The organism is Candidatus Cloacimonadota bacterium (assembly GCA_020532085.1).
GTDB lineage: Bacteria > Cloacimonadota > Cloacimonadia > Cloacimonadales > Cloacimonadaceae > Syntrophosphaera.
This window is the reverse complement of sequence record JAJBAV010000016.1, coordinates 17,721-43,675: the sequence shown is the minus strand read 5'-3', so window position 1 is coordinate 43,675 and position 25,955 is coordinate 17,721. Positions and strand designations below refer to the sequence as shown.

The 25,955-nt window shown below is 58.1% G+C and carries 26 protein-coding genes and 2 tRNA genes; 8 read left to right on the top strand and 20 right to left on the bottom strand.

Annotated elements, in window-relative coordinates; all coding sequences use genetic code 11:
* The first annotated feature begins 91 nt into the window (after positions 1 to 91).
* Positions 92 to 2,068 carry a von Willebrand factor type A domain-containing protein gene (locus LHW45_05860; protein ID MCB5285097.1) on the top strand — a complete coding sequence of 659 codons (1,977 nt, stop codon included), beginning with the start codon at positions 92 to 94 and terminating at the stop codon, positions 2,066 to 2,068.
* Positions 2,069 to 2,173: 105 nt separating this feature from the next.
* On the opposite strand, the gene LHW45_05855 is transcribed toward LHW45_05860, so the two are convergent.
* The 5 genes from LHW45_05855 to gcvH are packed head-to-tail and all read right to left on the bottom strand — an operon-like array spanning position 2,174 to position 5,011.
* The gene (locus tag LHW45_05855) at positions 2,174 to 2,956 is read right to left on the bottom strand and encodes a metallophosphoesterase (GenBank protein MCB5285096.1); all 783 of its coding nucleotides are present in this window, start codon (positions 2,954 to 2,956) and stop codon (positions 2,174 to 2,176) included.
* Positions 2,953 to 3,597 (bottom strand): uracil-DNA glycosylase, encoded by a 645-nt coding sequence (locus LHW45_05850; GenBank protein ID MCB5285095.1) that lies wholly within the window; start codon positions 3,595 to 3,597, stop codon positions 2,953 to 2,955. The genes LHW45_05855 and LHW45_05850 overlap by 4 nt, the downstream gene beginning before the upstream one ends.
* An 8-nt stretch (positions 3,598 to 3,605) precedes the next feature.
* On the bottom strand, positions 3,606 to 3,995 hold the full coding sequence (locus LHW45_05845; GenBank protein ID MCB5285094.1) for a hypothetical protein: 390 nt from the start codon (positions 3,993 to 3,995) through the stop codon (positions 3,606 to 3,608).
* Positions 3,992 to 4,618 carry a guanylate kinase gene (gmk, locus tag LHW45_05840; GenBank protein ID MCB5285093.1) on the bottom strand — a complete coding sequence of 209 codons (627 nt, stop codon included), beginning with the start codon at positions 4,616 to 4,618 and terminating at the stop codon, positions 3,992 to 3,994. Before gmk ends, LHW45_05845 begins: the two co-directional genes overlap by 4 nt.
* A 12-nt stretch (positions 4,619 to 4,630) precedes the next feature.
* Positions 4,631 to 5,011 (bottom strand): glycine cleavage system protein GcvH, encoded by a 381-nt coding sequence (gene gcvH, locus LHW45_05835; GenBank protein ID MCB5285092.1) that lies wholly within the window; start codon positions 5,009 to 5,011, stop codon positions 4,631 to 4,633.
* Between the two features lie 213 nt (positions 5,012 to 5,224).
* Here gcvH and LHW45_05830 point away from each other — a divergent pair, with 213 nt between their 5' ends.
* Positions 5,225 to 6,085 (top strand): pyridoxamine kinase, encoded by an 861-nt coding sequence (locus LHW45_05830; protein ID MCB5285091.1) that lies wholly within the window; start codon positions 5,225 to 5,227, stop codon positions 6,083 to 6,085.
* On the top strand, positions 6,082 to 6,411 hold the full coding sequence (locus tag LHW45_05825; protein ID MCB5285090.1) for a DMT family protein: 330 nt from the start codon (positions 6,082 to 6,084) through the stop codon (positions 6,409 to 6,411). Before LHW45_05830 ends, LHW45_05825 begins: the two co-directional genes overlap by 4 nt.
* A gap of 4 nt (positions 6,412 to 6,415) precedes the next feature.
* Here the strand turns inward: LHW45_05825 and LHW45_05820 are convergent, their stop codons facing one another.
* From LHW45_05820 to LHW45_05790, 7 genes are all read right to left on the bottom strand, one after another.
* Positions 6,416 to 7,507, bottom strand: a complete 1,092-nt coding sequence (locus tag LHW45_05820; protein ID MCB5285089.1) for an iron-containing alcohol dehydrogenase — start codon at positions 7,505 to 7,507, stop codon at positions 6,416 to 6,418.
* A 393-nt stretch (positions 7,508 to 7,900) separates the two neighbouring features.
* Positions 7,901 to 8,656, bottom strand: a complete 756-nt coding sequence (locus tag LHW45_05815) for a hypothetical protein (protein MCB5285088.1) — start codon at positions 8,654 to 8,656, stop codon at positions 7,901 to 7,903.
* 52 nt (positions 8,657 to 8,708) lie between these two features.
* Positions 8,709 to 9,143 (bottom strand): hypothetical protein, encoded by a 435-nt coding sequence (locus tag LHW45_05810; protein MCB5285087.1) that lies wholly within the window; start codon positions 9,141 to 9,143, stop codon positions 8,709 to 8,711.
* 10 nt (positions 9,144 to 9,153) lie between these two features.
* On the bottom strand, positions 9,154 to 9,738 hold the full coding sequence (locus tag LHW45_05805) for a hypothetical protein (GenBank protein MCB5285086.1): 585 nt from the start codon (positions 9,736 to 9,738) through the stop codon (positions 9,154 to 9,156).
* 119 nt (positions 9,739 to 9,857) lie between these two features.
* A complete protein-coding gene (locus tag LHW45_05800) occupies positions 9,858 to 10,856 on the bottom strand; it encodes a hypothetical protein (GenBank protein ID MCB5285085.1) in 999 nt (332 codons plus the stop codon).
* Between the two features lie 22 nt (positions 10,857 to 10,878).
* A complete protein-coding gene (locus LHW45_05795; protein MCB5285084.1) occupies positions 10,879 to 11,619 on the bottom strand; it encodes a hypothetical protein in 741 nt (246 codons plus the stop codon).
* Positions 11,620 to 12,163: 544 nt separating this feature from the next.
* Entirely contained in the window at positions 12,164 to 12,982 is an 819-nt protein-coding gene (locus LHW45_05790; GenBank protein MCB5285083.1) for a YjbH domain-containing protein, read from the bottom strand.
* A 287-nt stretch (positions 12,983 to 13,269) separates the two neighbouring features.
* Here LHW45_05790 and LHW45_05785 point away from each other — a divergent pair, with 287 nt between their 5' ends.
* Genes LHW45_05785 through LHW45_05765 form a run of 5 tightly spaced genes read left to right on the top strand, consistent with a single transcriptional unit; the run spans position 13,270 to position 16,517 of the window.
* Complete coding sequence (locus tag LHW45_05785; GenBank protein MCB5285082.1) at positions 13,270 to 13,626, top strand: hypothetical protein; 357 nt, start codon at positions 13,270 to 13,272, stop codon at positions 13,624 to 13,626.
* 52 nt (positions 13,627 to 13,678) lie between these two features.
* A complete protein-coding gene (locus LHW45_05780; GenBank protein ID MCB5285081.1) occupies positions 13,679 to 14,371 on the top strand; it encodes a hypothetical protein in 693 nt (230 codons plus the stop codon).
* The gene (gene yidD, locus LHW45_05775) at positions 14,368 to 14,793 is read left to right on the top strand and encodes a membrane protein insertion efficiency factor YidD (GenBank protein ID MCB5285080.1); all 426 of its coding nucleotides are present in this window, start codon (positions 14,368 to 14,370) and stop codon (positions 14,791 to 14,793) included. Before LHW45_05780 ends, yidD begins: the two co-directional genes overlap by 4 nt.
* 22 nt (positions 14,794 to 14,815) lie before the next feature.
* Entirely contained in the window at positions 14,816 to 15,670 is an 855-nt protein-coding gene (locus LHW45_05770; protein ID MCB5285079.1) for a hypothetical protein, read from the top strand.
* Positions 15,657 to 16,517 carry a hypothetical protein gene (locus tag LHW45_05765; protein ID MCB5285078.1) on the top strand — a complete coding sequence of 287 codons (861 nt, stop codon included), beginning with the start codon at positions 15,657 to 15,659 and terminating at the stop codon, positions 16,515 to 16,517. Before LHW45_05770 ends, LHW45_05765 begins: the two co-directional genes overlap by 14 nt.
* A 117-nt stretch (positions 16,518 to 16,634) precedes the next feature.
* On the opposite strand, the gene LHW45_05760 is transcribed toward LHW45_05765, so the two are convergent.
* The 8 genes from LHW45_05760 to LHW45_05725 all read right to left on the bottom strand — a co-directional run bounded on the left by LHW45_05760 (position 16,635) and on the right by LHW45_05725 (position 25,945).
* Entirely contained in the window at positions 16,635 to 19,508 is a 2,874-nt protein-coding gene (locus LHW45_05760) for a hypothetical protein (GenBank protein ID MCB5285077.1), read from the bottom strand.
* Between the two features lie 98 nt (positions 19,509 to 19,606).
* Positions 19,607 to 20,224, bottom strand: coding sequence for a hypothetical protein (locus LHW45_05755; protein ID MCB5285076.1), 618 nt, complete (start codon positions 20,222 to 20,224; stop codon positions 19,607 to 19,609).
* A 12-nt stretch (positions 20,225 to 20,236) separates the two neighbouring features.
* Complete coding sequence (locus LHW45_05750; protein ID MCB5285075.1) at positions 20,237 to 21,430, bottom strand: hypothetical protein; 1,194 nt, start codon at positions 21,428 to 21,430, stop codon at positions 20,237 to 20,239.
* Between the two features lie 2 nt (positions 21,431 to 21,432).
* Entirely contained in the window at positions 21,433 to 22,059 is a 627-nt protein-coding gene (locus tag LHW45_05745) for a hypothetical protein (GenBank protein MCB5285074.1), read from the bottom strand.
* A 12-nt stretch (positions 22,060 to 22,071) separates the two neighbouring features.
* On the bottom strand, positions 22,072 to 25,110 hold the full coding sequence (locus LHW45_05740; protein ID MCB5285073.1) for a hypothetical protein: 3,039 nt from the start codon (positions 25,108 to 25,110) through the stop codon (positions 22,072 to 22,074).
* Between the two features lie 228 nt (positions 25,111 to 25,338).
* A tRNA-Val gene (locus LHW45_05735) sits at positions 25,339 to 25,415 on the bottom strand.
* Positions 25,416 to 25,426: 11 nt separating this feature from the next.
* Positions 25,427 to 25,504: transfer RNA gene (locus tag LHW45_05730), tRNA-Val, on the bottom strand.
* A gap of 105 nt (positions 25,505 to 25,609) precedes the next feature.
* Positions 25,610 to 25,945 (bottom strand): DUF6150 family protein, encoded by a 336-nt coding sequence (locus tag LHW45_05725; protein ID MCB5285072.1) that lies wholly within the window; start codon positions 25,943 to 25,945, stop codon positions 25,610 to 25,612.
* Between the last annotated feature and the right edge of the window lie 10 nt (positions 25,946 to 25,955).

Below are 25,955 nucleotides of genomic sequence, written 5' to 3'. Positions count from 1 at the left end.
GCTTCCCCGGCCAGCCTCAGGAAAAATAGTTGACAGGGATGCGGCCCGCCGAAAGTAATAATATCAGAATTTCCTTTCCAAGGGAGGAGAGATGACCAAGAGACTTATGCTACTGCTGGCGGCCGTGGTGCTGCTAAGCTTCAGCCTGGCCCAGAGCCAGAGAACCGGGATCATCAGCGGAGTGGTTCGCAACGAAGCCGGCGAAGCGCTGAAGAACGTGAAGGTGGCATGCTATTTGGACTATCAGCAGGTGGCGGTGGTAAGCTCCGACGCGCAGGGCAATTTCCTCGCCCGCGACCTCATCCCCGGCAAATACCTCGTCCACGCGTCCCTGGAGGGCTACGAGCTCTGGAAACGCGATCAGGTGGACCTAAAAGCCGGCCGCAACGCCATCCTGAACATCCGCCTCAAACCGGGGACCCTGGTGCCTGAACCGGTGGTGGAGCCTTTGCCGGATATCGTGAAACTGCAATCCGGCGTGACCAAAGTGGGGGAAATCCACGTCCGCGGAGGCCGCGCCAACGAAATGCACGCCACGGTCTATGATATGGGCGACGGCGGCTACAGGCTTGCGCCCGCTCCCCCCGGAGGCGCTTACGGCCATGCCCTCAATCAGGGCCAGTATCCCCCGGACTGGAACACCGAGGACTACGCCGCCATCACCCCGAACATCTTCCACAGCCCGCTCACCGACCCCCTTTCCACCTTTTCCATCGACGTGGATACAGCCACCTACAGCAACGTGCGCCGGATGCTGAACAACGGCCAGCTGCCCTCGCCAAACACCATCCGGGTGGAAGAGATCCTCAACTATTTCGACTATGATTACCCCCAGCCCCAGGGTGAGATCCCCTTTTCCATCTACACCGAGATGGGCGTTTGCCCTTGGAACCAGAAGCGCAACCTCGTCCACATCGGCCTCCAGGGCAAAGAGATCGACATGAGCCAGGCCCCGGCCAACAACCTCGTCTTCCTGCTCGATGTCTCCGGCTCCATGGACTATCCGAACAAGCTGCCCCTGGTGAAACGCTCCATGGACCTGCTGCTGGAAAACATGAGGCCTCAGGACAGGATCGCCATTGTGGTCTATGCCGGCGCGGCGGGCCTGGTGCTGCCCTCCACCTCCGGAGAGGAAAAGGCCAGGATCTCCGCCGCCATGAACAACCTTGAGGCCGGAGGCTCCACTGCCGGCGGAGCGGGCATCCAGCTGGCTTACAAGACCGCGGTGGCCAACCTCATCCCCGGCGGCAACAACCGCGTCATCCTCTGCACCGACGGCGATTTCAACATCGGCGCCTCCTCCGACGCCGACATGACCAAACTCATCGAAGAGAACCGCAACAAGGGCGTCTTCCTCACCGTGCTCGGTTTCGGCATGGGCAACTACAAGGACAACCGCCTGGAACTTCTTGCCGACAAAGGCAACGGAAACTACGCCTACATCGATGACATCATGGAGGCCCGCAAGGTCCTGGTGAACGAGCTCGGCGCCACCCTTTACACCATCGCCAAAGACGTGAAGCTCCAGGTGGAATTCAACCCCGCCCACCTGAAATACTACCGCCTGATCGGCTATGAGAACAGGCTACTGCGCGACGAGGATTTCAAGGACGACACCAAGGACGCCGGCGAACTGGGCGCGGGACACTCCGTGACCGCCATCTACGAGATCGTGCCCGCCAATTCCAAGGAAGAGATCCCCGGCCTCGACCCCCTCAAATACCAGAATACCACCATCACCGACGAGGCGCGGAACTCGCCCGAGATCATGACCGTGAAGCTGCGCTACAAGCTGCCCGACGGCGATACCTCCATCCCCCTGGAAACCCCGGTTTACAACAAAACCCTCGGCCTGGCCGACGTTTCCCGCACCTTTGGTTTCTCCGCCGCCGTCACCGGATATGCCCTACTGCTGGCTGACAGCGAACATAAAGCCGCCCTCACCTGGGACATGGTGCGCTCCCTCGCCAGCGAGAACCTCGGCGCCGATCCCGATGGCTACAAAAAGGAATTCCTTTCCCTCATCGACAAGGCCCAAACCATCATGCAAGCAAACAGACCCGACTGATCATCCACTCCTCGAACACGTCTCTGACGTGAACCGGCGGGGCCAGACAGGTCCCGCCTTTTGTATCTTTTCTGGAAATGGTTGTGGAAAGAGAGATGCCCGGAATCAGGGCAGGGTAGGCGTGAGAAGGGGGATCACGCTCTGGTCGAAGACCTTGCCGCGGAGGTCGTGGGCGCTGAGCAGGAGGCTTTGGCCCTGGCGTTCGAGGAGCAGAAAGTGGAATTTTAGTTTGAGGACCTGGCTGCGGGGATCGCGGCGTTTGAAGCTGGGGCGCTTGATCCCGCCGCCGCCGCCGGAGACGAGGTAGGTGGTTTCGCCGTGGCTGAGGCGCTCATAGTGATGGTCGTGGCCGGAGAGCACGGCGCTCACGCTGTGTTTGGCGCAGAGCGCGGGCAGGAAGAGCTGAAGGTCCTGATCGCCCCCGTGGTAGCCGCTGCTGAAGGGCGGGTGGTGAAGCACCAGGATCCGCGGCAGCGGTGATCGCAGCTGCTCCAACAGCCAGGCGTACTGGGGCGAGCCGGGCAGCAGGCTGAGGTTGGAATCCAGGCAGATGATCAGCAGGCTGTCGTGCACGCTGCTGTACCAGGAATTGATCCGGCCGAGGTTGGCACTGAAGAGTTCCGCGGAGCCGTCGTGATTGCCTCTTACGGCGAGGAGGGGGATCCCGGCCAGAGGGGCGCTGAGCTCAAAAAAGCGGGTGTAGGCTGCCTGATCTCCCTTGTGGCTGAGGTCACCGGTGTGGATAACGAGGTCTGGGATCTGGGCTGCCATGGCGGTGGCGAGGGCTGTTTGCACGCGGGGATGGGCCTGGGTGTCGCCCCAGACGGCGATTTTGGCCGCGGTCGGCAGGGCCAGCAAGGCCAGGCAAAGGAGCAGAACGGCCTTCATCCCAAGGAACGGTAGTGGTCGCGGAATTTCTGCAGATCGGCCCAGGCGGGCCGTTTCCAGTTGGGATTACGCAGCAGGGCGGCGGGATGGTAGGTCACATAGCTGGGAATGCCCTGGAAAGTATGCACCTCGCTACGCAGCTTTTCGAGGGTGAGCCTGCTTTGCAGCAGGGTTTGGGCGGCAATGCGGCCCAGCATGAGGATGATTTTGGGCTGGATGATCTCGATCTGCTCCAGCAGCTGGGGCAGGCAGGCATCGCGTTCGGCTGCCTCGGGATCTCGGTTGTGGGGCGGGCGGCACTTCAGGATGTTGCAGATGTAGATGTCTTCACGGCTGAGTTCGATGGCCGCCAGCATGTTATCCAGCAGTTTGCCCGCTTCACCCACGAAGGGGCGGCCGGTGCGGTCTTCCTCAGCCCCCGGGGCTTCGCCGATCAGCATGGCGCGGGCCCGGGGATTGCCTTCACCATAAACAATGTGGTTTCTGAGGGCGCCCAGGGGGCAGTTCTGGCAATTGGAGTGGCTTTGGCGCAGGCTCTCCAGGCTGGCTTCATCCTCCCGGGCCGCTGCGGCGGGGCGGTAGAGTTCCCTCAATCCAAGGTTGCGCAGCAGTTCCAGGTGTTGCAGCAGGGCGCGGGGCATCGGTCCGGCTATTCTTCCTCGTCGTCCTGGTCGTCGCCGAAAGTGAATTCTTCGTCGTCGTCTTCGTCGGAATAACGGTCGAGGTTGTCGTGAAGCAGTTCTTCGATGTGCTCCTCGGAATCGTCGAAGGTCTCTTCTCCGGTTTCGGGGTCTTCATCGGCGAAAGGTGAGGCCATTTTGGCCATCATCTCGTTTGCCTCCTCGATCTCGGCGAAATAATCCGGAACCTCGTTCGAGGCCACGTGTTCCATGGACAGCACGGAGATCTTCTCAGGAAAGCGCTGGCGCACATAAACCGGCAATTGGGTGAGCCTCTGCGACTCCAGTTTGGCCAGGAGGCAGAAAAGGTAGTTGAGGTCGGTTTTCTCGAGGAATGTTTCGATGTTTTTATCGATCATGAGTTTGCTCCTTGGGCAAGGAAGCCGGCGACCGGCTCCCGGTAGCGGCTGACGCGGTTTTCCTCGGCGCGAACGATGGCGAGGACGTCGGCAACGGCGTCGGACAGTAAGTCGTTCACCACCAGATAGTCGTAGGCGGGGATGAACTCCAGTTCCTGGCGGGCAACGGTGAGGCGTTTGGCGATCTCCGCGGGTGAATCGGTGGCGCGGTCGAGGAGGCGCTGGCGCAAAACTTCCATCGAGGGCGGCACAATGAAGACCTTCACATAGGGTATGGCGGTGGCGCTGATCTGGGCGGCGCCCTGGACGTCGATGTCCATGATCACGTGGCGGCCGGCGGCAAGGCGGCTCTGGATGAAGCTGATGGAGGTTCCGTACCAGCGTCCGAAGACCCTGGCGCTTTCCAGAAAATCCCCTTCGGCCTGGCGGGCCAGAAATTGTTCCTCATCCACGAAGTGGTAGTGCACGCCGTTTTGTTCCTGCCCCCGGGGTGGCCGGGTGGTGTAGGAAACGGAGTAGTCGATGCCCGCGTGAGCCTTCAGCACTTCGTTCAGAATGGTGCTCTTGCCACCGCCGGAAGGGGCGGAGAGAATGATGAGGAAGTTTTTGTTTTTGGTGATCACGGCTTGCCGGGGTCAGCCTTCTATGAGTTTGGAATATTCGAGGGCGGTAAGGAGGTTGGCCAGTTCTTCTTCGTTGTTCAGGCGCACGCGGTACAGCCAGCCTTCTTCATAGGGCGACTGGTTGATGCTTTCGGGGCTGTCTTCGGTTTCCTGGTTTTTTTCCTCAACCAGGCCGCTGACCGGGCTGATGAGGTCTTCGGCGGATTTCACGGCTTCGATGGTGCCGCAGGGCTCTCCGGCGGAAACCTTCGCCCCGGCTTCGGGCAGTTCCAGAAAAACTATCTCCCCCAGTTCGTGCTGGGCAAAATCGGTGATGCCGACTGTGGCGAGGCCGTCCTTGACGCTCACCCATTCGTGGCTTTCGGTGTAGTATAGATCATCGGGTACAAACATTGTATCCTCCTGTGTTAGTGCTTATACAGCTGTATCAGGCCAAATCCCCGCAGGGCGTTTTTGTGTCAAGCACAAGTTTGCCAGCGGCTGCCGCTCTTCCGCTGCTGAAACGGGCTTGAGGTGGGGCAACTTTTTTCGGGGGGATTTTTTCCGCTTGACCAAATGCGGCGGCGCCTAACGAGTGGAGAAAATCCCTGCCTGAGGGTAGCAAAGATGACGCACACAGCCAGCAAAAGGATCCTGGCGATCCACGACCTTTCCAGCTTCGGCCACACCTCGCTGATGGCCTTCATCCCCATCATGTACCGGCTGGGGATCAGGGTTTGCGCCCTGCCCACAGCCATTCTTTCCGCCAATACGGACTATCCGGATCCGCGGTGGATCGACCTCAGCGACCATCTGGATGCTTTTGCGCAGCACTGGACGCGGTTGGAACTGCGTTTCGACGCCATCAGCACAGGCTTTCTGGCTTCCGCGGAGCAGGCAGACCTGCTGGGCGGGATCATTGGCCGGCTGAGGCAGCCCGGCACGCTGGTGGCCGTGGATCCCGTGATGGGCGATCAGGGCAGGCTCTACTCCTGTTTCGGCGGATCCATCGTGGCTGCCATGCGCCAGCTGATCACCGCGGCGGAGATCATCACCCCCAATTTCACTGAAGCGGCGCTGTTGGCCGGGGCCGATCCCACCGCCAGGGCGAATCCCGATGAGGTTTTGGCCTGGTGCCGGGCCATCGCGGTCACGGGACCGCGCCAGATCGTGGTGACCTCCGTTCCCACCGGGGATCCCAACAGCCTGGAGGTGCTGCATTACGACGCGCTCACGGACAGCATCAGCAGCCATCCCTTTGCCGTGAGTCCCGGTCAACACCCCGGGGCGGGCGATTGTTTTTCCGCGCTGCTGCTGGCCGGAAGGATGAACGGTTTTTCGCTGCCGGCTTCCCTGCGTGCCGCGGTGGAGATCATGAGCCGCGCCATCCTCGAAGAGCTGCCTCCCGGAGCGGACCGGAGGGAGGGCATCGCCATGGAACACCTGATGCAGTGGGACCTGCGCTCCTACTATGGAGTGAAAGGTTGAAAACAGTCATCCTGCTCTTTGTTTCCAACATCTTCATGACCTTCGCCTGGTATGGGCATCTCAAGCACAAGAACGCGCCCCTGCTCACCGTGATCCTGATCTCCTGGGGCATCGCCTTTTTCGAGTATTGCTTCCAGGTGCCGGCCAACCGCATCGGGCACGGCACTTTCAGCGCTTACCAGCTTAAAACCATCCAGGAGGTGATCACGCTGGTGGTCTTCAGCGTCTTTTCCGTGCTTTACCTCAAGGAGGAATTCCGCTGGAACTATCTGGTGGGCTTTCTCTTCCTGATCGGGGCGGTGTTTTTCATTTTCAAAAAGTGGTGAGCCCTCATCCCTTCAGGCCGCGGTAGATATCCCTGATCTGGCCGGCGCTGATCTCGATGGGGTTGTTCGCCATGTTGCGGCTGGCCAGAACCTCGCCCACGCTCTTCTCGATGAAGGAGTCGTCAAGCTCCAGCTTCACGCCGATGGGCAATTCCCCCAGCCAGGCGGTGAAACCTTCACGGTTCAGTCCCAAAGCGGCGAAGAGGGCATCCAGTTCTCCATTCAGGGCGGGATAATTAAGCTCCAGCACCTGGCGCATCACCACGGCGTTGCTAAGCCCGTGGGGCAGGCCAAATGAGGTTGTGAGCGGATAGCCGAGCGAATGCTGCAGGGTGGTGCCGGTCTGGGCGATGGTGATGCCCCCGAAAAGCGAGGCCCGCATCAGCTCAGTTCTTCCGGCCAAGTCTTGCGGCTGCTCCAAAACAGATTGCAGATGCTTTAGGATGGCCCCGGCACCGCTGTGGATGAGAGGGTACAGCAGGGGGTCGCGCTGGTTCGAATAGATGCCTTCCAGCAAGTGGGAAAGGGCGTCCAGAGCTGTGTTGAGCGTAACGGCGGGATCCAGGCTGAGGGTGTGGCGCGGATCGCAAACCGCCAGACGGGGAAAGGCCAGATCGTGTCCAAAGCCTGCCTTGATGCCGCTGAGGGGATCGGTGAGCACGGAGTACTGCGTCACCTCCGTCCCGGTGCCGGCAGTGGTGGGAATGGCGGCCACGGGCAGGGCGGTCCTGAATCTGTCCGTCTGATAGAGCTCATCGCGGCCCAGAGAGTTGGCCGCGGCCAGGGAGATGGCTTTCGCGGCGTCGATGGGGCTGCCGCCGCCGATGCCGATCAGGAAGTCACAGCCGCTCTCACGTAGGACTTTGGCCCCGGCCAGAACGGTGTCCAGGCTGGGGTTTTCCTCCACCTGGTCAAAGAGCTCCCAGTCCAGATCGGCCCGTTCCAAAACCACGATCAGTTCGTCCAAAGCGCCGCTGAGCCTGGCACTGGAACGCCCCGTAACGATCAGGGGCCGGCTGCCCAGATTCAGGAGCTGGCCCGCCGCTTGCAGCAGCGCTCCCTCTCCGAATTGGATCCGCGTGGGTAGATGGATCATGCTGTGTACCTCGCTAGGGCGTTTCTAACCTTTCGCGGATTTGCTGTCAAGGATTTTTTAGGCTATCTTTCAAATCGAGTAGGTGGAGGGATCGGCTGGACTGGCTATTCCAGCAAGGGCTGGATTCCGGATCTCCGGCGCTAAAGCACCTGCGTCCGGAATGACGAATCGATACTTGTTGGGTTAAGGTTCTTCGATCATTTTGTCCCTCAAACCGCTCGGTTTGAAAGAGAGCTTTTTTGCCTCACAGAAAAGGCTGGAGTCGAGGAACCCAAGCGCCTCGGCTCCAGCAGAACTTACACCGCCCAGCCCCAAAGGCCCGGTGAGAACCATTGGCATTCCCGGCAGTGGGCAGGGCGTGAAATTGAAACGGTCAGCTCGGGCTGGCCCGTTTTACATACAGCCTTTCCTTTGTGTCTCCTGGCTGTTGTCGATCAATTTGCCAGTGTCGTCGATCCTGCGGTTGGGATTGGACACAGGGTAATTGTATGGATGGAAGCGGTAGTGGATGTTTTCCAGATTCCTCGCATGGGCGTTTGGCAAAACATCTTCGTAATTGCCTTCAAAGGTATTGCTGTAGAGGATCTGGTTGGTGGCGGGATTCTCCACCCGCACGTTCATGATCACCCTGGCGTTTCTTGTCACATCCTCCACGTAACCGGCTGAGTTTTTGATGGGCGTATACATGATGCCGAGTTCGTTGATCCTGTAGGTGACAACTTTGGTGGCGGGAGTAAGTTCGAAAGCGCCATTCTTGGTCACTTCATAAGCCGGTTTCATCCCCTCCTGGAACTTGAATGAAAGATTGGCTCCATTGATTTTTCCGGAGTCTATCCAGTTTTTGTGGATCTGGTCGAAATCCCGCTCCAAAACCTTGTAACCCGAATTCACAAATTGGCGGATCACAGCGTCTTCCACTGCCACGATCACATCAGCGTCTGAAGTCGTTACTTCTTCGATCGAGCCAAAAGTGATCATGTCTGAGGTTGATACCGTGCCGGAAAGCTTGGCGGGCAGGTTCATGTCGATGATGGCCTTCTCGATGGCCAGGGCGGCCGATTGTTCGTAGGACAGAACGTAGCTCTTGGTGGTCGAGCAGCCGCTCAGCAACACGATTACAGCCAGGAAGAGAACATAGTGGAGTTTCATTTTCACTCTCCTCTTATTTTTTTCGTACTGGGGTACGTTTAACTATTAAGTTTCACGCAGGTACCCTAATAAATCGGGGTTCGCTGCGCCGTCCTTCCAGCCTGCCCAGGTAGGTTCCGGAATCATCGTAAACATCCCTGAACGCGGAAACCTTGTACCAGTAATCACCTGGCAAAACGGAATACCAGGGCTCCGCACCGTGATTGCAGATGCTGGTGGCCACAGAGTCCACCACGGCATAATCCGAATTATAGGCCAGCCCCCGGTAAACATAGTAGCCATCGGTGTTCAGGGCCGGGTTGGCGATCCATCGCACCTCTACGAATTTGTTGGCGGAACCCGCCGGGGAGGCGAAACACTGCACGCCGCTTACCTGGTCCGGCACGATGATGTCCGGATTGTCATAGGGATCGAGGGGGTTGTTGTGTTTGAGGCAGGCCGCGGTGAGCAGCAGGACCATAGCGGCAAGCAAAAGTTTGGTTTTCATCGGGGCCATCCTAAAAGCGCACCCGGATCCCATCCAGACATAAACCTACAGTCTTACTGTCATAGTTTTCAAGGCGATCGATCAGAGCTTCGAAGCTTATAACATCAGTCGTCAGGAAATAGTCAAAAACGGTATAGCCCAAGATTACAATGCCCAGTCCCAAAAAAACTCCTGAATAATATCTTGGAGTTTGAGCCAGGCTGAAATACTGCTGGATCTCATCAATTTGGGTCGCTGTCAGGTATTGATCGTAATAATAGTTGCTGCGGTTGTACAAGTAAAAAGAAGTGCCGAATGAAGCTGCTGAAAGTCCCAAGGTTACAATACGCAGAATTCTCTTATTTTTTGAGGTTGAGTAATGCTCATAACTTGCAGGTGCAGCATAACCTCCGCTTACGCCATTGAGTTCCAGTCCGACAGAGTTGGCACCCGTTAATCCACTTTCCCCTGTACGTATGTAGGATATGATCTGAGCCAGATCGACATCTTGCCCATGAATATTCTCAGCACCCAAACCATTTCCCACAAACCCATCAGCCAAGACGGGGATTGTCACCAAAACACATACAAAAAAAGAGAACCAAGACAATTTCATCCTTTCTCCAATGTTACTCATGAATGCATTTGGTCATCCAAAAAGTCTGTATGAATTTGTCAATGAAAATATGTCGAAATCAAGTCTGGATTGACACTGGCGTCATCAAGCCATCTGTTTTATTCCCGCACCGCCTTTACATGATAGAACTTTCTTACCGCGGTAGCATCCAATTCCAACCAAGTATTCTCAGTGGCGGGCAGCTCTGTCCAACCCGGGCCACTCAAGGGGAGAGGCGAATCGGCCTGGCATACCACGTAGCTGAGGGCGTTGGGTACGGCGTTCCAACTGAGGTGGAGCTGTCCGGTATCCGTTCTGGATATCTGCAGGTCCGGTGGCTCGATGAAGATGCCGGGAGTCACGAAGACGTTGGAGACCACCAGTTCGGCCTCCTGTCCGTTGGTGGGGGCCATGCCGCCCAGCAGCCAGAGATTGATGTGCAGCAGCATGTCCGCGGATTCGGCAGGGATGTCTGCGCCGGTGTAGGTCCATTCTTCGATCACGTAGTAAGGCTGAGGCGGCTCAAAAAAATGGTCGTGCAGGCTACGGAAATACACGTAATCCGGTTGCCAGAGGAAGGAGTGGGAGGTCCAGGATCCGTTCAGTTCCACCGGGAAGGGATGATGGTTGCCCGCGGTGTAGTAGGGCTGAACGGTGTAGCTGCCGCAGGGGTAGCCCGGATCGCCCCAGCGGGAAAACTCGATGTCGATCTCGCGCAGGTCGTCGGCATAGAGGAAGGGCGCGGCCACCACGTTCTGGTCATAAAGATCGACCCTGCTTTCCAGCCAGAAGAGGTAGATGCCGTAGCCGGCAGGGGCCAGGGTCCAGACCTCGGCGCAGTTCCAGACGCCATTGATCTGGCGGATCTTCAGATGCAGCTTGCCATCGGCATCCACCCAGACGCTTTCCTCGCTGTCGGAAAAGTGGTTCGGTCCGGGACCCCAGAATTCATTTTTCACCCACCAGTCCCTTCCGGCGAAGCTGATCACCCGGCGGGAAGATTTATCCGGTTGAGCGGCTTCAACGGCAAAAAGCAGTCCCGGCAGGATCAGTGCCAAGACTATTGAAAACAGCAGGGCGGAGCTGTGAACTCCGCCCTGAAGCTTGATCTTGCCCATTTTTCCTCCTTGCCGGAGATGTTTAGAATCTCACCTGCGTGCCCAGGGTCAGATAGTGGAAACTGGCGAAGGTGAGCAGTTCATCGATGTCCGAGCCGCCTTCCAGGAAGCGGTAGCCAAGGTACATGGTGGCGTTGTCATTGATGTTGTAGCGAGTGGAGAGCAGAAAATCCTCCGCGCGTCCGAAAGGCGACCAGAGGCCCTCGCCTTTGAGCAGGATGCTGAATTTATCGTTGAAGTCGTAGCCCAGCTCGATGCCGATCAGCGGCACGGGCGCCAGATCGGTCTTTTCCGCATAGACATCGCCCTGCTCGAGGGAGATCACGGCGTCGCGGAGCTTCACGCTCAGGCCGATGGCCCGCAGGATCTGCTTCTGGTTTTTGAAGCGATAGAGATATTGAGCCCGGAAGCTGTTGAATTTGTAGCGTCCCTGAATGGGGATTCCGGCCACGAATGTGGAATCCATGAAGATGATGTCACGGTCCAGGGTGCCCACTGGCTCGATGTTCAGCGGCGCGGCCAGCAGGGAGATCTCGTGGCGGGGATGCACCAGCCAGTGCAGGTTGAGGCGTCCAAAGAGCTGGGGATCGACGTCAAAATCGTCCACAAAGGAAAAAGGGGTGCTAAGGTCTGTATCTGCGTTGGGAATGCGCGCGTCGTTGTAACCGGGGAAAACAAAGCCGGTTTCCAGATCGGCGGAAAACTGGCCATAAGCCAGGCTCAGCGCCACCAACAGGGATAGTGCAAGCAGGAATCGTTTCATTTCATTCTCCAGGAAATTTATCTTGCTTACAATTTAAGCGGGAAAAGCTCCGCGCAAAGGGATTTTTACTGTCGTACCGCAAAAGTTTGCAGATCAATCGGCCCTTGGCCCCATCCCATTCACCCCTTGTCTGCCTCCCGCACACTTCCCGCCTGGCAGGCGGGAAGTGTGCGGGAAGCCAAGGGGAGGTGGACCGGAAGTGTAATAAGGGCGAGGCTTGGAGTAAACAGAGAAATGTTCAGCACAGAGCAGCAGAGTTCGGCAGAGAAGAAGCGGATGGAGGAACTTTGTAGCATAGACTTCAGTCTGTTGGGTGCCCGGAATTTATTCCGAGGCACAATGGGGGATGACTAATCTAAAAACAGAGGCACAGAGATGGGGAGGACACAGAGGTTTATTACCACAGAGAAAAACAGAGCAAAAGCGGAGTAAAAGCAGAGTACTGGAGGCTTAGGTTTTTGTCCGTTGGGGACGTCTCTCCGGAACCCGGGTGGGTTAAGCTAAGACTATCGTGAGCTAAAATGGCAGCCGCTTAGCGCAAACCTCAAAAAGAGAATTCGTAGGCCAGACCCAAGGCCAGACGGAGATTGTTTTCGTAGCCGTTGCCTTCCGACCCTTTGGCCAAGTCCTCCACGGCTTCGGCCCCCAGTCTTACGTCCAGGTTTCGATAGGAGTACTTTATCCCGGCGTTGAAATCCTTGCCGTCATATTCGCCCATGAACGATATTTCGTCGAATGGCCGAACCTCAACCGAGGCAAAGACACCGCTTAACATACTTGGTACCGTGCCAGTGAAGCTGTTGGCTCCCATACCCATGCTTAATTCGACTCCTATATACACCTCTTTCGAGAAAACAAAATATGGCGAAAAATACTCATAGTCGACCTTGTCGGGATGATCGATCCAGCCAAGATCATGAGGATCATAAACGGACGATGGTGCCCCTTCATCTCCAATCTCCGGATCCCAATAGGGCCGATAATCCTGAGAACGGCGCCGATTGACCGGAGAAAGGATGTTATCCATGCCAACCGCGATCTGGGGGATGTACTTGGATTCTTTCAGCAGCCGCAGTTTGGCATCGAAAAAGTAGACATAATCTCCGCCAAAGAAAGCCACTTCAGCCCAGTCGAACATACCCACCCCAACCATGCCGTAAAAATGGAGGCCGTTTTTGTCCTGGTCAACATAGGAAGGCCTTTCCACATTCCTGTAATAGCCGACCAGGGTCACTTTCACGGATCTGTGGGGAATAAGATAGGCGTCCGGGGTGCGCAGCCCTCCCAAAGTTTGCAGGGGCGCGGCTTCGCTTACAGCAGTCAGAGCCGACAGAACAAACAAAATTAGGATCACTTGTTTCATGCTATCCTCCACCGATTGGTGTTTTTCTCAGTCTTAGGTAATCGTTCGGCGGGCAGATTTTCCGTCAAGACATATTTTGTGACAAAGCCACAAGAAAAACTTGACAGAAGTAATGGGTGAATAGAGTGTCACCGCTCGTGGATAAAGTTTCCGCTGGTGGGGCCAGCCCTGCGCAGTGGATGCTGGAATGCGGAAAAGAGCAGGCTGATCCGGCCTGATATGCGCGATCAAAGGGTTCGCGGCAGCTGCCAAGCCGACCGTGGACGCAAAAATAAAGGAGTCACAAAATGGACAGGTACATCGTACTAACCGCTTTGTTTTTGGTCGTTTCTGTGGCGGCAGCCTGGGGTCAGGCGGCAGCCGTGCCGGAAGCGGAGAGCTTTGAAGTTTCGCAGGAAATGTCCGCTCCCGTAAGTTTTGGCGGAGCGCCATCCGGATCCGGCAACGCATACTACCCCGAAGTAATCCCCTCCGGAAACCTGCCCCAATCCGACGTGTTGGGAAAACCGGCGGATTACGTTACCGACTATTCCGTTCAGTATCAAAGCCGGGACGGCGGTTTGACCACCGGGCTGATCATCGGTGTGGGTGTCTGCGCGGCAGCCTGTCTGCTGTATTATCTGCTGTACGCGGCCTCTTTATAACGATCACAGACCCGGCCAGCCGGGCTGATCCCGGCTGACCGGCCTTTTTCCCATGGCGAAACAAGCCCTCGCGGCCTTGGCGCTGTTGCTGTCCCTGAGCTTGGGGGCGCAGGCCTTTCCAGGTTTTGGGGCTGACTTTGAGCGCACGCTGCAAACCGCCGGAGGCGAAGAACACAGCTCCGGCAAGATCCGCATCCAGTTTCCGGGCGAAGTGATGATCTTCGTGGAGGAGCCTCTGTCCCAATGGCTGCATTACACTGATGACTACTTTCTGGTGCACTATCCGGAGCAACAGGCCAGCTACAAGATCCCCAAAAAAACTGAGGTGTCGCCGCCCTTCATCTCCGCGCTTATCTCGGCGGTGCAAGAGGATTTCGGGCTTTCCAAACTCGGCTTCACCATCCTCTCCAGCAGCGTGGACCAGGACACGCTCACCGTGCTGTGGCAGGCCCCGGATGAGCTGAAGGCAAGGATAAGCCTGGTGGAACTGAACTACCTGGGGCAGGCGTTGGTGGCAAGCAGAAGTTACAACTCCGAACAGGTGCTGGTGGCCGCCAACACCTATGCGCGGCACATATCCCACCACGGCTATCAGGTGCCCCTTAAAACCTGCGCCTGGCAGCTCACCGAGGCGGGACCGAGAACCGAGACCATCGAGTATCAAAACCCGGAGTTCGCCGATTACTCCGTCCTGTTGGACCAATTCAAGGCGCTGGAGCGGGAACTGGACCAAAGCAAGGAATGAAAAAGCTGATCTTTTGGCTGTTGCTGCTGCTGGCAGGGGTGGGCCTGAATGCCACTCCGGCGGAGGATTACGCGCGGACTGTGAGCCCGCCCCCGGCAACCCGGCCAGCCCCAGACCCGGAAGCCTCATCGGCACCAGCACGCGGATTCACCAACGCGGACCAGCTGAAGCTGCTGGTGAACGGAGCGCTGACCCTCTATCAGACCTTCATTTCCTCGCAGAATGAGCCCGCCTGCATGTTTGAGCCCAGCTGTTCCGCCTTCACCCGGGAGGCTTTTTCCAGATATGGAATCCTCGGAATCCTGATGGGCGCGGACAGAGTTCTGCGCTGCAACGGACTGGGCTACGAATATTACGATCCTGCCGACATCAAAGACGGGATCATCCGTGACCCGGTGGATAAATACCGGCTTTGGCCCTGAATTGATGCGGCAAGGCTGCAAGATGCCCCTCCTGGCCGTTCTGGCCTTCCTGCTGGCCGCTGTGCCTCTTTTTGCCCAAAACCCTGGCCTGGAACATATGCTGCGGCTGAACCGCCGCTTCGCCTCCCAGCTTCTGGCCGAACAGGATTACCATCGCGCCGCGGATGAGTATCAGAAACTGGCCTGGCACTATTCCCTGGCGGATTCCACCCTGGCCACGGCTGATACCTTGCGCTATCTGGCGGGACTCTGCCAGCGCCGGCTGGGGGATTTTTCCCGCTCCAACCTGCTCCTCGCCGCGATTCGGGACAGGGAATCCAGCCTCGGGGTGGAGGCCGGTCTGCTGCAGGCAGCCAACCATTTCAACCTGAAGGCGCACGCACGAAGCCTGGACCTGCTGGCGGAAATCGATTCCACCAGCCTCCGGCAAACGCAACGGCTGGACCATCTGCGGATGGCCAACCATCTGGCCACCGGGCAACTGGACCTGGCCCGGGAGCTGAGCTTCGGACTGGGCGGGGCCGATTCTCTGAAGTTTGCGGAACTGATCTCCCGGGTCGCATCCGCGCCGGCCAAAAAACCTGCTTTGGCCGCGCTGATGTCCACCCTGGTGCCCGGCAGCGGCAAGCTCTACACCGGCCAGATCTGGGACGGCGTGACCACTTTCATCATCTGCGTTTTTTCCGGCTGGCGCGCCTGGGAAGGCTTCAGCGAAGCGGGGCTCAAATCCTTTGACGGCTGGCTGTTCGGGGCGGTGACAGCCTATTTCTATCTGGGCAACATATACGGCTCCGCCGTATCCGCCAGAAACTTCAACGAGCGCACGCAGAACGATCTGCGCAAAGAACTGGAACGCATCATCAATGCGGAGAATTAGCCTGCTGATCCTCTGCCTGGCCTGGCTGGCCTCACTGCCGGCGAAACACGGAGCCCTCCTGGCCGTGGCCGACTCCCTGCGGGCCAGCGGCGATACCTATGCCGCCATCACCGAATACAAGCGCTATGTGAGCTATGAGGGCGAGGATCGCGTTTCCGGGGAGGTTTTTCTGCGGCTCGCCCTTGCCAGCGGGGAATTGGGAGAATACCGGGACGCCCTGGCATATGTGGAAAAAGCGTTTTTCGCCGCGGCTACGGACAGCTTGAGAGCGGAGTACACCATCGATAATGCCATCCTGCTGATGAACGCGCGAAACTTCAGCCTGGCCGAGTTCATCCTCTTCCGCGAAGCCCGCACGGGCAGATATCCAGCGGTGCGGGAACGAGCCGCCTTTCTGCTGGGGTTGAACTACATCCTGCAGGCCAAATGGTACGAGGCCGGACCCGCCATCCGCGACTATGCCCAGCTGACCGGCAGGCAGGACGCGCCGGAAACGCAAACGCTGCTTGCCGCAGTGGATGAGGCTCGCGTCGCCCGGACCAAAGACCCCGGCCTGGCCAAAAGCCTGTCCAGCTGGCTGCCCGGGCTGGGCCAGTTTTACGCGGGCGACTGGAGCAACGGCGTGAACTCCCTGGCCATCAATTCCGCCATCATCTGGTGGTTTGTGGAAAGCGCTTTGAGCGGCCAGTACGTGAAGCTGGTCCCCATCGCCTGGCTATTCTGGAAATACTATCAGGGTTCCCGGGTCCGGGCGGCGCTCATCGCGGAAGACAAGAACAGGGAGAGGCGGGAACAGCTGGTCCAAACGGCCACAGAACTCTACGGAGAGCTGATCCGGCAATACTGACGGGATGGCCGGTCCGCCAGGCCAGACAACCGCTCTCAAGACCAGCCCCATCTCCCACAAACAAAACCGGGACGCCATAGCCTGGCATCCCGGAGACAATTCTGTAATGCTTTGCGCCTACTCCATCGGCAGGAAATTCAGGAAGGCGTTGATGCCCAGGCTGGAGATCACGGTGCCGACAAGCACGCAGATCACGATGAGGATCTTGAAATAGTCCTGGGCCTTGAGCATGGCCACCAGTTCCACGTTGCGGGAAAGGTAGGCCGAGGCGGCGTAAAATTCCTCGCCGATGAGGGTGTAGTCGCAGGTGGTGATGAAGAAGGGGATCTGGGTGATGGCGTCCGAGCCGGCGATCTGGATGGCGCCGCTTTGGTTGCCTGTTTCGGTCATCAGCAGGGCTTCCGCGTAGAAGTAGCCCATGTAGAAGATGGTGGCCACCTTTTCCCGGACGGTGATGCCGTTCACGGCGGCGCAGAAAGCGAACTGGGTGTCGGAAACGAAGTAGATGTCATCCTGGTTGTAGGCGTCGGGGCGGCCGGCCTCGTTGAAAGCGGTCTGCACCATTTCCTGGGCCAGCGGCAGCACCAGATAGTCCACTTGGGGCGCGATCAGCCGGATGTCATATTCCGCGGCTTTGCCGCCGATCTTGTTGAGGATCATCATGGCCGAGATGGTGCAGGGATCTCCCAGCGTGCCCCAGCCGGGCACAAACATCACCGGACGGCCCATCTCCGTGGCTCGGCCCACGGCGTTGTCCAGTTCTTCCAAACCGGCGATGGGACGGATGTAGAGGTCCTTGCGCCGGGCCTGGAAGATGGCATAGACCACCATCAGCCCCAGGATGATGGAGGCCAGCAGGGTGGCCAGCTTGGTTTTGTCGAACCACTCGCCCCTGGGATGCAGCGGAGCATCGATCCCGGGACCGGACGGTTTGAGTTCCGGCTGATCGCTCTGATCCGCCCAGAGCCCTTTGCCGTTGGTGGCCAGCAGTTCATACTGGTAGGCGCGGGAGTTCTGGTCCAGTTCCTTTAGCATTACGCGGCGCCAGGCCTTGTCGTTGGTGGCTTTGCTGCCGGCCTGATACGCCGGATGGCCTTTGATGAAGGCCAGCTCCGCCTCGCTGGCTTTCAGTTCCTGGGCCGCTTCCGAAAGGGTGTCCCCCGGGGCCACCGTCTGTTTCAATTCCGCGATCCCGGCAGCCAGGCCTTTGAGATGCTCTTCCATGTCCTGTTTATACAGGCTGGGAGAGAGGGTGGCGCCGGAGGCCGGATCAACCGCTACGGTGAAGTGCGGGTCAGTGAGCACCAGGCCCGTTTTGGGGTCGATCTTGCTGATCAGCGGCATCTGGGTATCCTCAAAGGGCACCAGATGCTCGTAGTAACGGCTCAGGGCCCCTATGCGCATGCCGGGGCTGTAAGAACCGCTCAGATTGTTCTTGCTGAAAATGTCGTAGTAGATGCGGTTCAGTTCCTGGTTGGCGCTGGTAACCGTGCCTCCGTTGAAGCGATAGGCCTGGGGATCGTAAACCACCTTCTGGCTGATGGGCGGGGCCGGGAACTTACCTTCTCCCTGCAGTTCGGTGAACACCTCAACGCTGAAGCCGGTTTCGGGGTTTCGGCCGGCTGGTAAGTTCGCATGGATGATCTTGTCCGGATAGTTCTCCAGAACTTCATCCAACACTTTGCCATCGGCATCCAGAAAGAGCAGCCGCAGCCGCGAAACCTTCTCGTGGCCGTTATCGGCGATCTCATAGTTCACCCGCAGCCTGGTTTTGGCCTTGTTCACCCAGGAGGCCTGGGTCACAAAGGCAAAGGGCCGGCCGAAGGAGACGATGATGTTGTCGCCTTTGTCGTAAACTTTGTCCAACACCCTGAATTCGGGCAGCCGGGGCAGGTCCGCTGAGGCCTTGATCTGCAGCTTTTCACCCAGGGCCGCCGCCTGGTAAGACTCCTGGCGGCTGCCGTCCTCCGATGACCAGAAATTGGCGTAGGTAAGCACCGGCACCCAGTTGGCCAGTTCCGCCGGGGCGGGCAAGCGCACCTGGGTGGCGTTGAGGTCCACCTTGTCGTAAAAACTTTGGGACCAGTAGCTCGGTTCCATCTGGTGAACAAGGATGGAGCCCTGTTGCCAGTTGGCGTTGAACACGCTGTCCGGAGCGGTGGCGTTGGCCTTTTGGTCCGCCTGGAACTGCGGCAGCAGGCTGCGGGGCATCAGCCAGGCCTCCCAGGCCACGATGTTTTCGCTGCCCAAAGGCGGTGACCACTCGAAGCGAAGCTCGTTCGTATCGGTAAGATAGCTGGTGTGCAGCACTGCGGTGGAATCCGGCCGGTTGTTCACCGGAACCACCTTCAGCACCGGGGTCGCGGCCAGGAATTTTCCCGTCTCGCTGACTGGCACCACGCAGTAGTAATAGCTGTGTTCAGCCTTGGGATTGGCATAGAGGTTGTTGAACTGGTTCAGCCGGTAGCCGGCCCAGACCTCTTTGTCCTCACCCTGGCCCAGTTCCACCCGCTGCGAGCCGTTGTAATATTTGGAAGTTTTGATGTCTCCGATCACATCATAGTGCCGGAGCATTTCACCCAGGATCTTGGTATCCCGGGGAACGCCTTTGTAAAGGGTCCCCTCAGCCACCTGCTGCTTTTCTTTTTTCAGCTTGCCCGGGGCGGTCTCGAACTCGATGAGGGGGTTGAAGCCCTTGTCCTCAAAATTCAGCCAGTTGCCGGCCACTCCGGCGTTGGGGTCCACTTCCTGGCGGGAAAGCAAAAACAGGCTGTCCGGGCTGGCGCCGCGGTAGATGTTGTATTGGATGATCCTGTGTTCGCCGCCCAAGGGCTTCCATTTCAGCAAAACCCCGCTGCCGTCGTCGTGAGGCATGTCGAGGACGACAAATTCCCCTATCTCCGCCTCAGTTGCGTCCCCGCCCACACAGGCCGTCAGTAACAGCGCCGCCGCCAGAAGCAGCAGCAACCCAAGCTTCATCATTTCATTCATGCGTTCATCCCATGGGCCTCGCCCACCGGTTCAGATTCAAACAAACAAGGATGGGAAGCCCGGAAAAGCTTCCCCCATATTCATAAACGCGGTAACGCTCAGCCGGCGATGGCCTGTTTGATGGCCAGGAAGACGTCGTTCACCAGGAACTGGATGCGCCCGATCAGCAGCGAGATACGGGCCATCACGGTGAGGCCGAAGGAAGCTCCGAAGCCCACCATCATGAACCATTTGCCCACGCTCACAAACTTCCCATAGACCCCGGTGTGGGCCTTGGAGAAGAAGAAATAGAGCAGCACGGCGATGGTGCCCAGGAAGATGAGGGCCAGGTTCACGTTCTCGATCGGCACCATGGCCTGGCGCATCTGCACCAGGATGCTGTTGTGCATGGCCAGCGCCACCGAGGCGCCCACTCCCATCATCGAAAAGGCGATGGGATAGCGCGACAGCCAGCTGAGCTTGCGGGAAAAGCGCAGCAGATAGAACATGCCGATGATGCTGGGGATGATCAGGATCCACTCGTGTTTGAGGAAGATGGGCTGGTAGAAATAAGGTATGAACACCCTTTCATAGGTGAGCACCAGCGAATAGCCCAGCGAAATTCCCACCAGGAGCTGCTCGGACATCTGATAGAACGGATTGTCCTTGTAAAGGAAGGAGAAGATGCAGAGGGTGAAAAAGGCACCCACGAGGTTGCTGAAGAGTTCGAAGGTCATTTTTTCCTCCCTTTATTGCTTGCCGAGGCGAGCTTTCTGGATGAAGTAGCCGATGTTTCCGATCAGGATGAACACGATGATCATGATGTGGGCCACGGACTGGGCGTTCATGCCGATGCGGGCTACCTTGAACTTGTAGAGGGTGTTCCGGGTCATGCGGTTCAGCGCGTCCCAGGTGGCGGGGGCGAAATCGTCCTCCTTCAGTTTGCTTACGTCGATCACGATCTTGCCGTCGGCCTCCTGTTTTGCTTGGTCCAGTTTGGCCCGGTCCTCCTCGGAATAGGTCTGGACGAATTTCTGGAACTCCGCGGGCGTGAACTTGGCCTCGGTCTGGGTGGTGATCTTGATCAGGTCCTGCACCTCGGGTTTTTCCAGCACGTCGTCGCTGAAGGAACGGCCGGGCAGCACTTTGTTGCCTTCCGCGTCGGTGTAGGGGTTCATCTCGTCGCCGGGAGCCCGGTAGGCGGCAAAGACGTCCACCAGTTTTTCATATTCGGCGGCGCCCTTCAGGCCTGCCAGCATGCCGATGAACTGTCCGGTCTGCAGGTAGGGATATTCATCCGCGGCCATCACGGCGGTAACGCCCACGGCGATGTTGGTGCCGAATTTGGGGCGCGCGTAGGTGAGCCAGTAGCCCCCCGCGACGGAGCCGGAAAACTCGATCACCAGGTTCATTTCCGTGTAGTTGTTGATGCCTTTCATGATGGGCAGGTTTTCCACCTTGCGGCCTTCGGCGTCGGTGGGAACGGCGGTGGCGATGTTGTCGCCCATGCCGATGATGGTTTGCATGATGAGAGCGGAAGGGATGTAGCCGAAGTTGCAATAGTCGGTGCCGCTCTTGATGTTGGGATACTCTTCCTTCACGGAGTTGATGGCCATGTCGATGATGGGCGCGCCGGTGGGCAGGAAGGAGAGGAAAAACACCTTCACGTTGCGCTCGAAGCAGTGGCGCAGAATGGCTATCTGCATGGGATAGAGCTCCGGCATGGTGGAGGCGTCGTGGAAAAAGCTCATCAGGATGGCGCGGTCTTCGCGTCCGGCGAAGGAATCCACCATCTGATAGACGTTTTCGGTGGGCGGAGAGGTCACGTTGTCGGAGTTGTAGGGGATCATCAAAGGAATGATGATGGCCAGGGCGACAACGATGTAGATCCAGCGGCGGTCGAGCCTTTGGATGCGCTCAAAGAAGGTCAGTTTTTCTTCCATGATCAGTCTCCTCCCAGGTAGGAACGTTCAATTCCCAGCAGGATCTTCAGGGTGGTGGCCACGCTGCCGAGGCCCACGCCGAGCATGATCCCGCGTTTGGAGGCCAGGTTCGGCACGTCCAGGATCCATTGGGAGATATCCGGCAAATATTTGCTGATCTTCACCCCCAGCGGCACCTGGGCCAGCATCACCACTATGGCCGCCACCAACAGCACGGTGGCTTCTGGCGATCTGGCACGGAAGGCTTTGTAGGCCGCGGAGGCCATGTAAAAGGCCAGCAGGGAAAACATCGTGGCGCTCATCGGCATCTGCAGGTTTTCGAACAGCCACATATAGAGCCCGCCTTTCTGGGTCCCGCCGATGAAGCCGGCCAGCGACGTGATGATGAAGCCGGCGAAGAAAAAGAAGCTGTACTGCCATTTGGGGGCTTTGCGCTTGATCTTGCCGTAGTGCATCATGGAGAGGCTCATCACGCCCAGCAGCATGCCGAATGGCGCCATGGCGCGTACCCAAGGCACGTAGAACTCGTAGTAGAAAACATCCTGCAGCAGCCTGTGGGGCACAAACACCCAGGCCAGCCAGATGAATCCTCCGATTATCACTATCAATAGGGGGACTGTCTTCTTCATCTAAGACCTCTTTTATTTTAAGGGAAACATTTGCATTAGGCCGGTAACCTGGAAGGTGGCCAGCAGAGCGCCAATGATCACGAGGATCAGGATCAGGAACTTGAAGTAGTCCTGGGCCTTGAGGGTCCCCAGCAGCATCGGTTCGCGGTTCAGGTAGGCGGAGGCGGCGTAGAGTTCCTCGCCGATGAGCGTGTAGTCGCAGGTGGTGATAAAGAACGGGATCTGGGTGATGGCGTCCGAGCCGGCGATCTGCACGGCCCCCACGGCGTTCCCGGTTTCCGTCATCAGCAGGGCTTCGGCGGCGAAATAACCCATGAAGAAGTTGGTGGCCATCTTTTCGCGGATCATGATGCCGTTCACGCCCGCCACGTAGGCGAACTGCACGGAGGTGAGGTAGAACACGTTGTTCTTGTCAAAGCTGTCCGGGCGGCCCACCGCGTAGTGGGCTTCTCGCACGATCTCCTGGGCGATGGGCATCACGATGTAGTCGTAGCAGGGAACGATCAGCTTGGTGTCATATTCGGCGGCTTTTTTGGCCACCAGGCTCAGGATGCCCATGGAGGCCAGGGTGGCCACGTCGGAGAGCCCGCCGTTGCCCATGCAGTAAAGCATCGGGCGTCCCATTTCGGTGGCGCGGCCGATGGCGTTGTCGATCTCCTGCAAACCGGCAATGGGCCGCATGTAGAGGTCCTTGCCCTTCTTGGCCAGGTTCACGAACACCACCACCATGATCCCGAAGATGATCACTGCGATCAGGGTGATGAGCTTGTTCCAGTCGAACCAATTGGAAACCGGCGCGTAATACACCGGCTCTCCGGTTTTGAGGGTGTCCGGCGCCGTTTCGGAGAAGAGGCCTTCGCCGTTTGTCCTCACGATCGAATAGGTGTGTTTGCGCGATTCCGGCTCGCGGATGGAGGCCACCAGGTTCATCAGGCCGCGGTTGTTCTTTTGTTTGAGGGCTTCCTGGAAGAGCTTGTTGCCGCTGTAGGCCTTGATCTTTTTCTCCAGGCCCTCCACCTTTTGGGTGAGGCCGGCGACCTTGCCCTGATAGGCCATCACTGCTTGCGGCAAGCTTGCCTGGGCCAGGGAATCCCCGTAGGCGGCCAGCTCTTTTTGGGCGTCGGCCAGATCGGTCTTCATGGTGCCGATGGTCTTTTTCGCCTCGTCCAGATAGATGCTGGTGCTCAGCGTGGTCTCGTTTTCCTGGTCATAGGTGAAGTCGATGTCCGAGGAGACCAAGGTGAGGTCCCGGGCTTTTTCACCTGCCGCTAGCTTGCGGGAGAAGCGTTTCCCGCCCATGTAGGTGTAGAGCGAATCGCCCTTCACAAAGTTGAATCCGGATACCTGCTTGCTCACCGTGGTCAGGTAGCCGATGGTCACGTCCAGGTTGTTTTCATAGGAGGTGCTGCTTTTCACCAGGGTGTAAGACGAGCCCCGGTAGCTTTTACGGTAAACTATGTTTTGCACCTGGGAAACGTCCACCCCGTTCAGATACAGTCCCCGCGTGGGCATGTAGGCCATCATGGCGGGGTCCGGCTTGATGTACTGCACCATCTCATAGTCTGGAAGCAGTTTTTTCTTTCCGTAGGTGATGCGGCCGTTTTGGGGATTGATCTTGTAGGGCTTCACAGCCATGGTTATCTTCACCTTCAGGCTGTCGTCCGGGACCTCCCCGCCGCCCTTCAGCGAGTATTGTTTGGGAATGTTCACATAGATGATGTTGTCCTGGTGAAATTCGTTGACTTTGGCAAAGGGGGTGGTTTTGCCCGGCTCAAAGAACTCGAAATGGATGTTGCTGATGTTCTGATGGTCGGTCTTATTCACCTGGTAGTTCACTTTCAGCTTGGTGCCGTCCTTGCGGAGCGACGACGTTTTGGTGAGCGAAACCACGGGATCCTGCCAGGTCACGCTGATGCGGTCGCCTTTGTCCATGGGTTTGTCTTCCACCCGGAATTTGGCGATCTGCGGCAGAGCGCCGCTCACAACGTTTTGGGGCGTTGCCGGCAGGCTCAGCGGAGACTGGTTCATGCCGTAATCCGTGAAGCGGATGCTGTAGCTGCTCCGGCTGGCCAGTTCCCAGCTCAGGCCGGGCGCTGCCTGGCTCAGATCCGCCTCGGTGATCACGCAGTTGTTCTTCAGCGAACCGCTGCCAACCCCGCCTTCGGCGATCTTCACCGCCGCTCCGGCCAGGGCTTCCTGCTGCTGAGGGCTCATCTGGTTCCAGAGGGAATCCGGCATGGCAGGCACCATGTGGATGGTGTAGGAGGCCAGGTCGTCGTGGTTCAGGGGATATTGCCACTCAAATTGCAGGGTGCGGCTGTCTTCCACCGCGGCCGCGAACAGCCCGGGTGAGGCTTCCGGAGCGTCGTCCACCGGAGATCCGGCCACGGGTTTGGCGATGCCCAGATACTGGTTGCGTTCGTTCACGGGCACCACTGTATAGTAATAATCAACCGGCTTCTGCCCGGGTTGGGCGCTCATCAGCGAAGCCAGGATGGTCTGTTGGTTGAATCTCAAGCCGGCATAGATGCTCTCGTCTTCCGGGTCGGCCGATCTGGCCTTGACGGTCTTGTAATAGTAGTCGCCGTCTTCGATCTGGGAGAGCAGGCCAAAGCTTTCGCTCAGCCGGGCCACCAGTTCGGTGTCCCGCGGAACGCCCCGGTAGAGGTTGCTGCCGGGTGCCCCTTTTTCGTTTTTCAGCCGGGCGGGCGAATCCAGGCTTACCAGGCTGATGTAGCCGCTGTCGTAATAGAGCATTTCGTCGGTGGCCACGCCGGTCTTCACGTTCACCTGCACCGAGGTCAGGAAGAACAGGGTGTCCGGATGCACACCCCGGTAGATGCGGTATTCCTGCACCCGCTTGTCCTTGTGCAGGGGCTTCCAGCTTAGCATCAGGCCGTCACCGCCGTCGTTGGGGATGTCTTTCACCTGAAGGTTAGCCACCACCAGTTGCTTCAGTTTTGCCTGGTCCTGCGCGTCCGGTCCGCCGCACCCGAAGGCCAGCAAGCCGGTTAGCAAAGCCAGGATGAAGAGCCGTATGTACAACTTCATACGTTGTCTCCTATGCCGTATTGAGCTATTTTTTTTCATTGGATTGCATCCCGCGTAAACGGGGGGATATTGTCAATCCTTTTTTCTGTGAGGCCTGATATTGCGTGCCTGCGGCCGCCATGCAGGGAGCACGCCGCCATTTGGGGACAAATGTCAACGCTGGAATACTTTGGAAAAAACTTTCACCTGGGGCAAACAAACGCGGATCGGGAAGGGGCGGGGAAAAAGTGGTGGGTGATACTGGATTCGAACCAGTGACCTCTACGATGTGAACGTAGCGCTCTAACCAGCTGAGCTAATCACCCCGGTCAGGAGGTGGTGGGTGATACTGGACTCGAACCAGTGACCTCTACGATGTCAACGTAGCGCTCTAACCAAGCTGAGCTAATCACCCGTGTCAGGAATGCCATCCCAAAAAGCGGCGGATTTTTGTCAATCAAATTTTGCCGGGCTCTCTCCGGCCACAAGGCCAATACCTTTTCCAGAGGGCGATCCCGTCCTAACGCAGCCGCCCCGTCCAGGGATGGGATCTGCGCCAGCCGGCCTGGGAGCGGTAGGGCACGTAATAGACCAGCAGATCCGCCTGAGAGCGGTACTTCACTATCTTCAGCGTGAAATGCGCGTTGCTCTTGTATTTCTCAAAATACCAGATCCCGTCCTTGTCCTTCGCCTGGGAACGGTACTCGGCCACCCAGACGCAGAGGTCGGCCTGGCTTTTGTAGGCGCAGACCCACACCTTCAGGTCCGGCGTGCCGCTTTCCAGCACGTGCGCCGAGCCCGCGAAGGCCAGGGCCGCCCCCAGCGCCAGCGCCAGCAGCAAGGTCAGCTTCTTCATCCGCACCTCC

Bases quoted from the DNA above. Each gene is read 5' to 3' on its own strand.
- LHW45_05860 (MCB5285097.1), top strand. From the start codon at position 92: ATGACCAAGAGACTTATGCTACTGCTGGCGGCCGTGGTGCTGCTAAGC.
- LHW45_05855 (MCB5285096.1), bottom strand. From the start codon at position 2,956: ATGAAGGCCGTTCTGCTCCTTTGCCTGGCCTTGCTGGCCCTGCCGACC.
- LHW45_05850 (MCB5285095.1), bottom strand. From the start codon at position 3,597: ATGCCCCGCGCCCTGCTGCAACACCTGGAACTGCTGCGCAACCTTGGA.
- LHW45_05845 (MCB5285094.1), bottom strand. From the start codon at position 3,995: ATGATCGATAAAAACATCGAAACATTCCTCGAGAAAACCGACCTCAAC.
- gcvH (MCB5285092.1), bottom strand. From the start codon at position 5,011: ATGTTTGTACCCGATGATCTATACTACACCGAAAGCCACGAATGGGTG.
- LHW45_05830 (MCB5285091.1), top strand. From the start codon at position 5,225: ATGACGCACACAGCCAGCAAAAGGATCCTGGCGATCCACGACCTTTCC.
- LHW45_05820 (MCB5285089.1), bottom strand. From the start codon at position 7,507: ATGATCCATCTACCCACGCGGATCCAATTCGGAGAGGGAGCGCTGCTG.
- LHW45_05815 (MCB5285088.1), bottom strand. From the start codon at position 8,656: ATGAAACTCCACTATGTTCTCTTCCTGGCTGTAATCGTGTTGCTGAGC.
- LHW45_05810 (MCB5285087.1), bottom strand. From the start codon at position 9,143: ATGAAAACCAAACTTTTGCTTGCCGCTATGGTCCTGCTGCTCACCGCG.
- LHW45_05805 (MCB5285086.1), bottom strand. From the start codon at position 9,738: ATGAAATTGTCTTGGTTCTCTTTTTTTGTATGTGTTTTGGTGACAATC.
- LHW45_05800 (MCB5285085.1), bottom strand. From the start codon at position 10,856: ATGGGCAAGATCAAGCTTCAGGGCGGAGTTCACAGCTCCGCCCTGCTG.
- LHW45_05795 (MCB5285084.1), bottom strand. From the start codon at position 11,619: ATGAAACGATTCCTGCTTGCACTATCCCTGTTGGTGGCGCTGAGCCTG.
- LHW45_05790 (MCB5285083.1), bottom strand. From the start codon at position 12,982: ATGAAACAAGTGATCCTAATTTTGTTTGTTCTGTCGGCTCTGACTGCT.
- LHW45_05785 (MCB5285082.1), top strand. From the start codon at position 13,270: ATGGACAGGTACATCGTACTAACCGCTTTGTTTTTGGTCGTTTCTGTG.
- LHW45_05780 (MCB5285081.1), top strand. From the start codon at position 13,679: ATGGCGAAACAAGCCCTCGCGGCCTTGGCGCTGTTGCTGTCCCTGAGC.
- yidD (MCB5285080.1), top strand. From the start codon at position 14,368: ATGAAAAAGCTGATCTTTTGGCTGTTGCTGCTGCTGGCAGGGGTGGGC.
- LHW45_05770 (MCB5285079.1), top strand. From the start codon at position 14,816: ATGCCCCTCCTGGCCGTTCTGGCCTTCCTGCTGGCCGCTGTGCCTCTT.
- LHW45_05765 (MCB5285078.1), top strand. From the start codon at position 15,657: ATGCGGAGAATTAGCCTGCTGATCCTCTGCCTGGCCTGGCTGGCCTCA.
- LHW45_05760 (MCB5285077.1), bottom strand. From the start codon at position 19,508: ATGAATGAAATGATGAAGCTTGGGTTGCTGCTGCTTCTGGCGGCGGCG.
- LHW45_05755 (MCB5285076.1), bottom strand. From the start codon at position 20,224: ATGACCTTCGAACTCTTCAGCAACCTCGTGGGTGCCTTTTTCACCCTC.
- LHW45_05750 (MCB5285075.1), bottom strand. From the start codon at position 21,430: ATGGAAGAAAAACTGACCTTCTTTGAGCGCATCCAAAGGCTCGACCGC.
- LHW45_05745 (MCB5285074.1), bottom strand. From the start codon at position 22,059: ATGAAGAAGACAGTCCCCCTATTGATAGTGATAATCGGAGGATTCATC.
- LHW45_05740 (MCB5285073.1), bottom strand. From the start codon at position 25,110: ATGAAGTTGTACATACGGCTCTTCATCCTGGCTTTGCTAACCGGCTTG.
- LHW45_05725 (MCB5285072.1), bottom strand. From the start codon at position 25,945: ATGAAGAAGCTGACCTTGCTGCTGGCGCTGGCGCTGGGGGCGGCCCTG.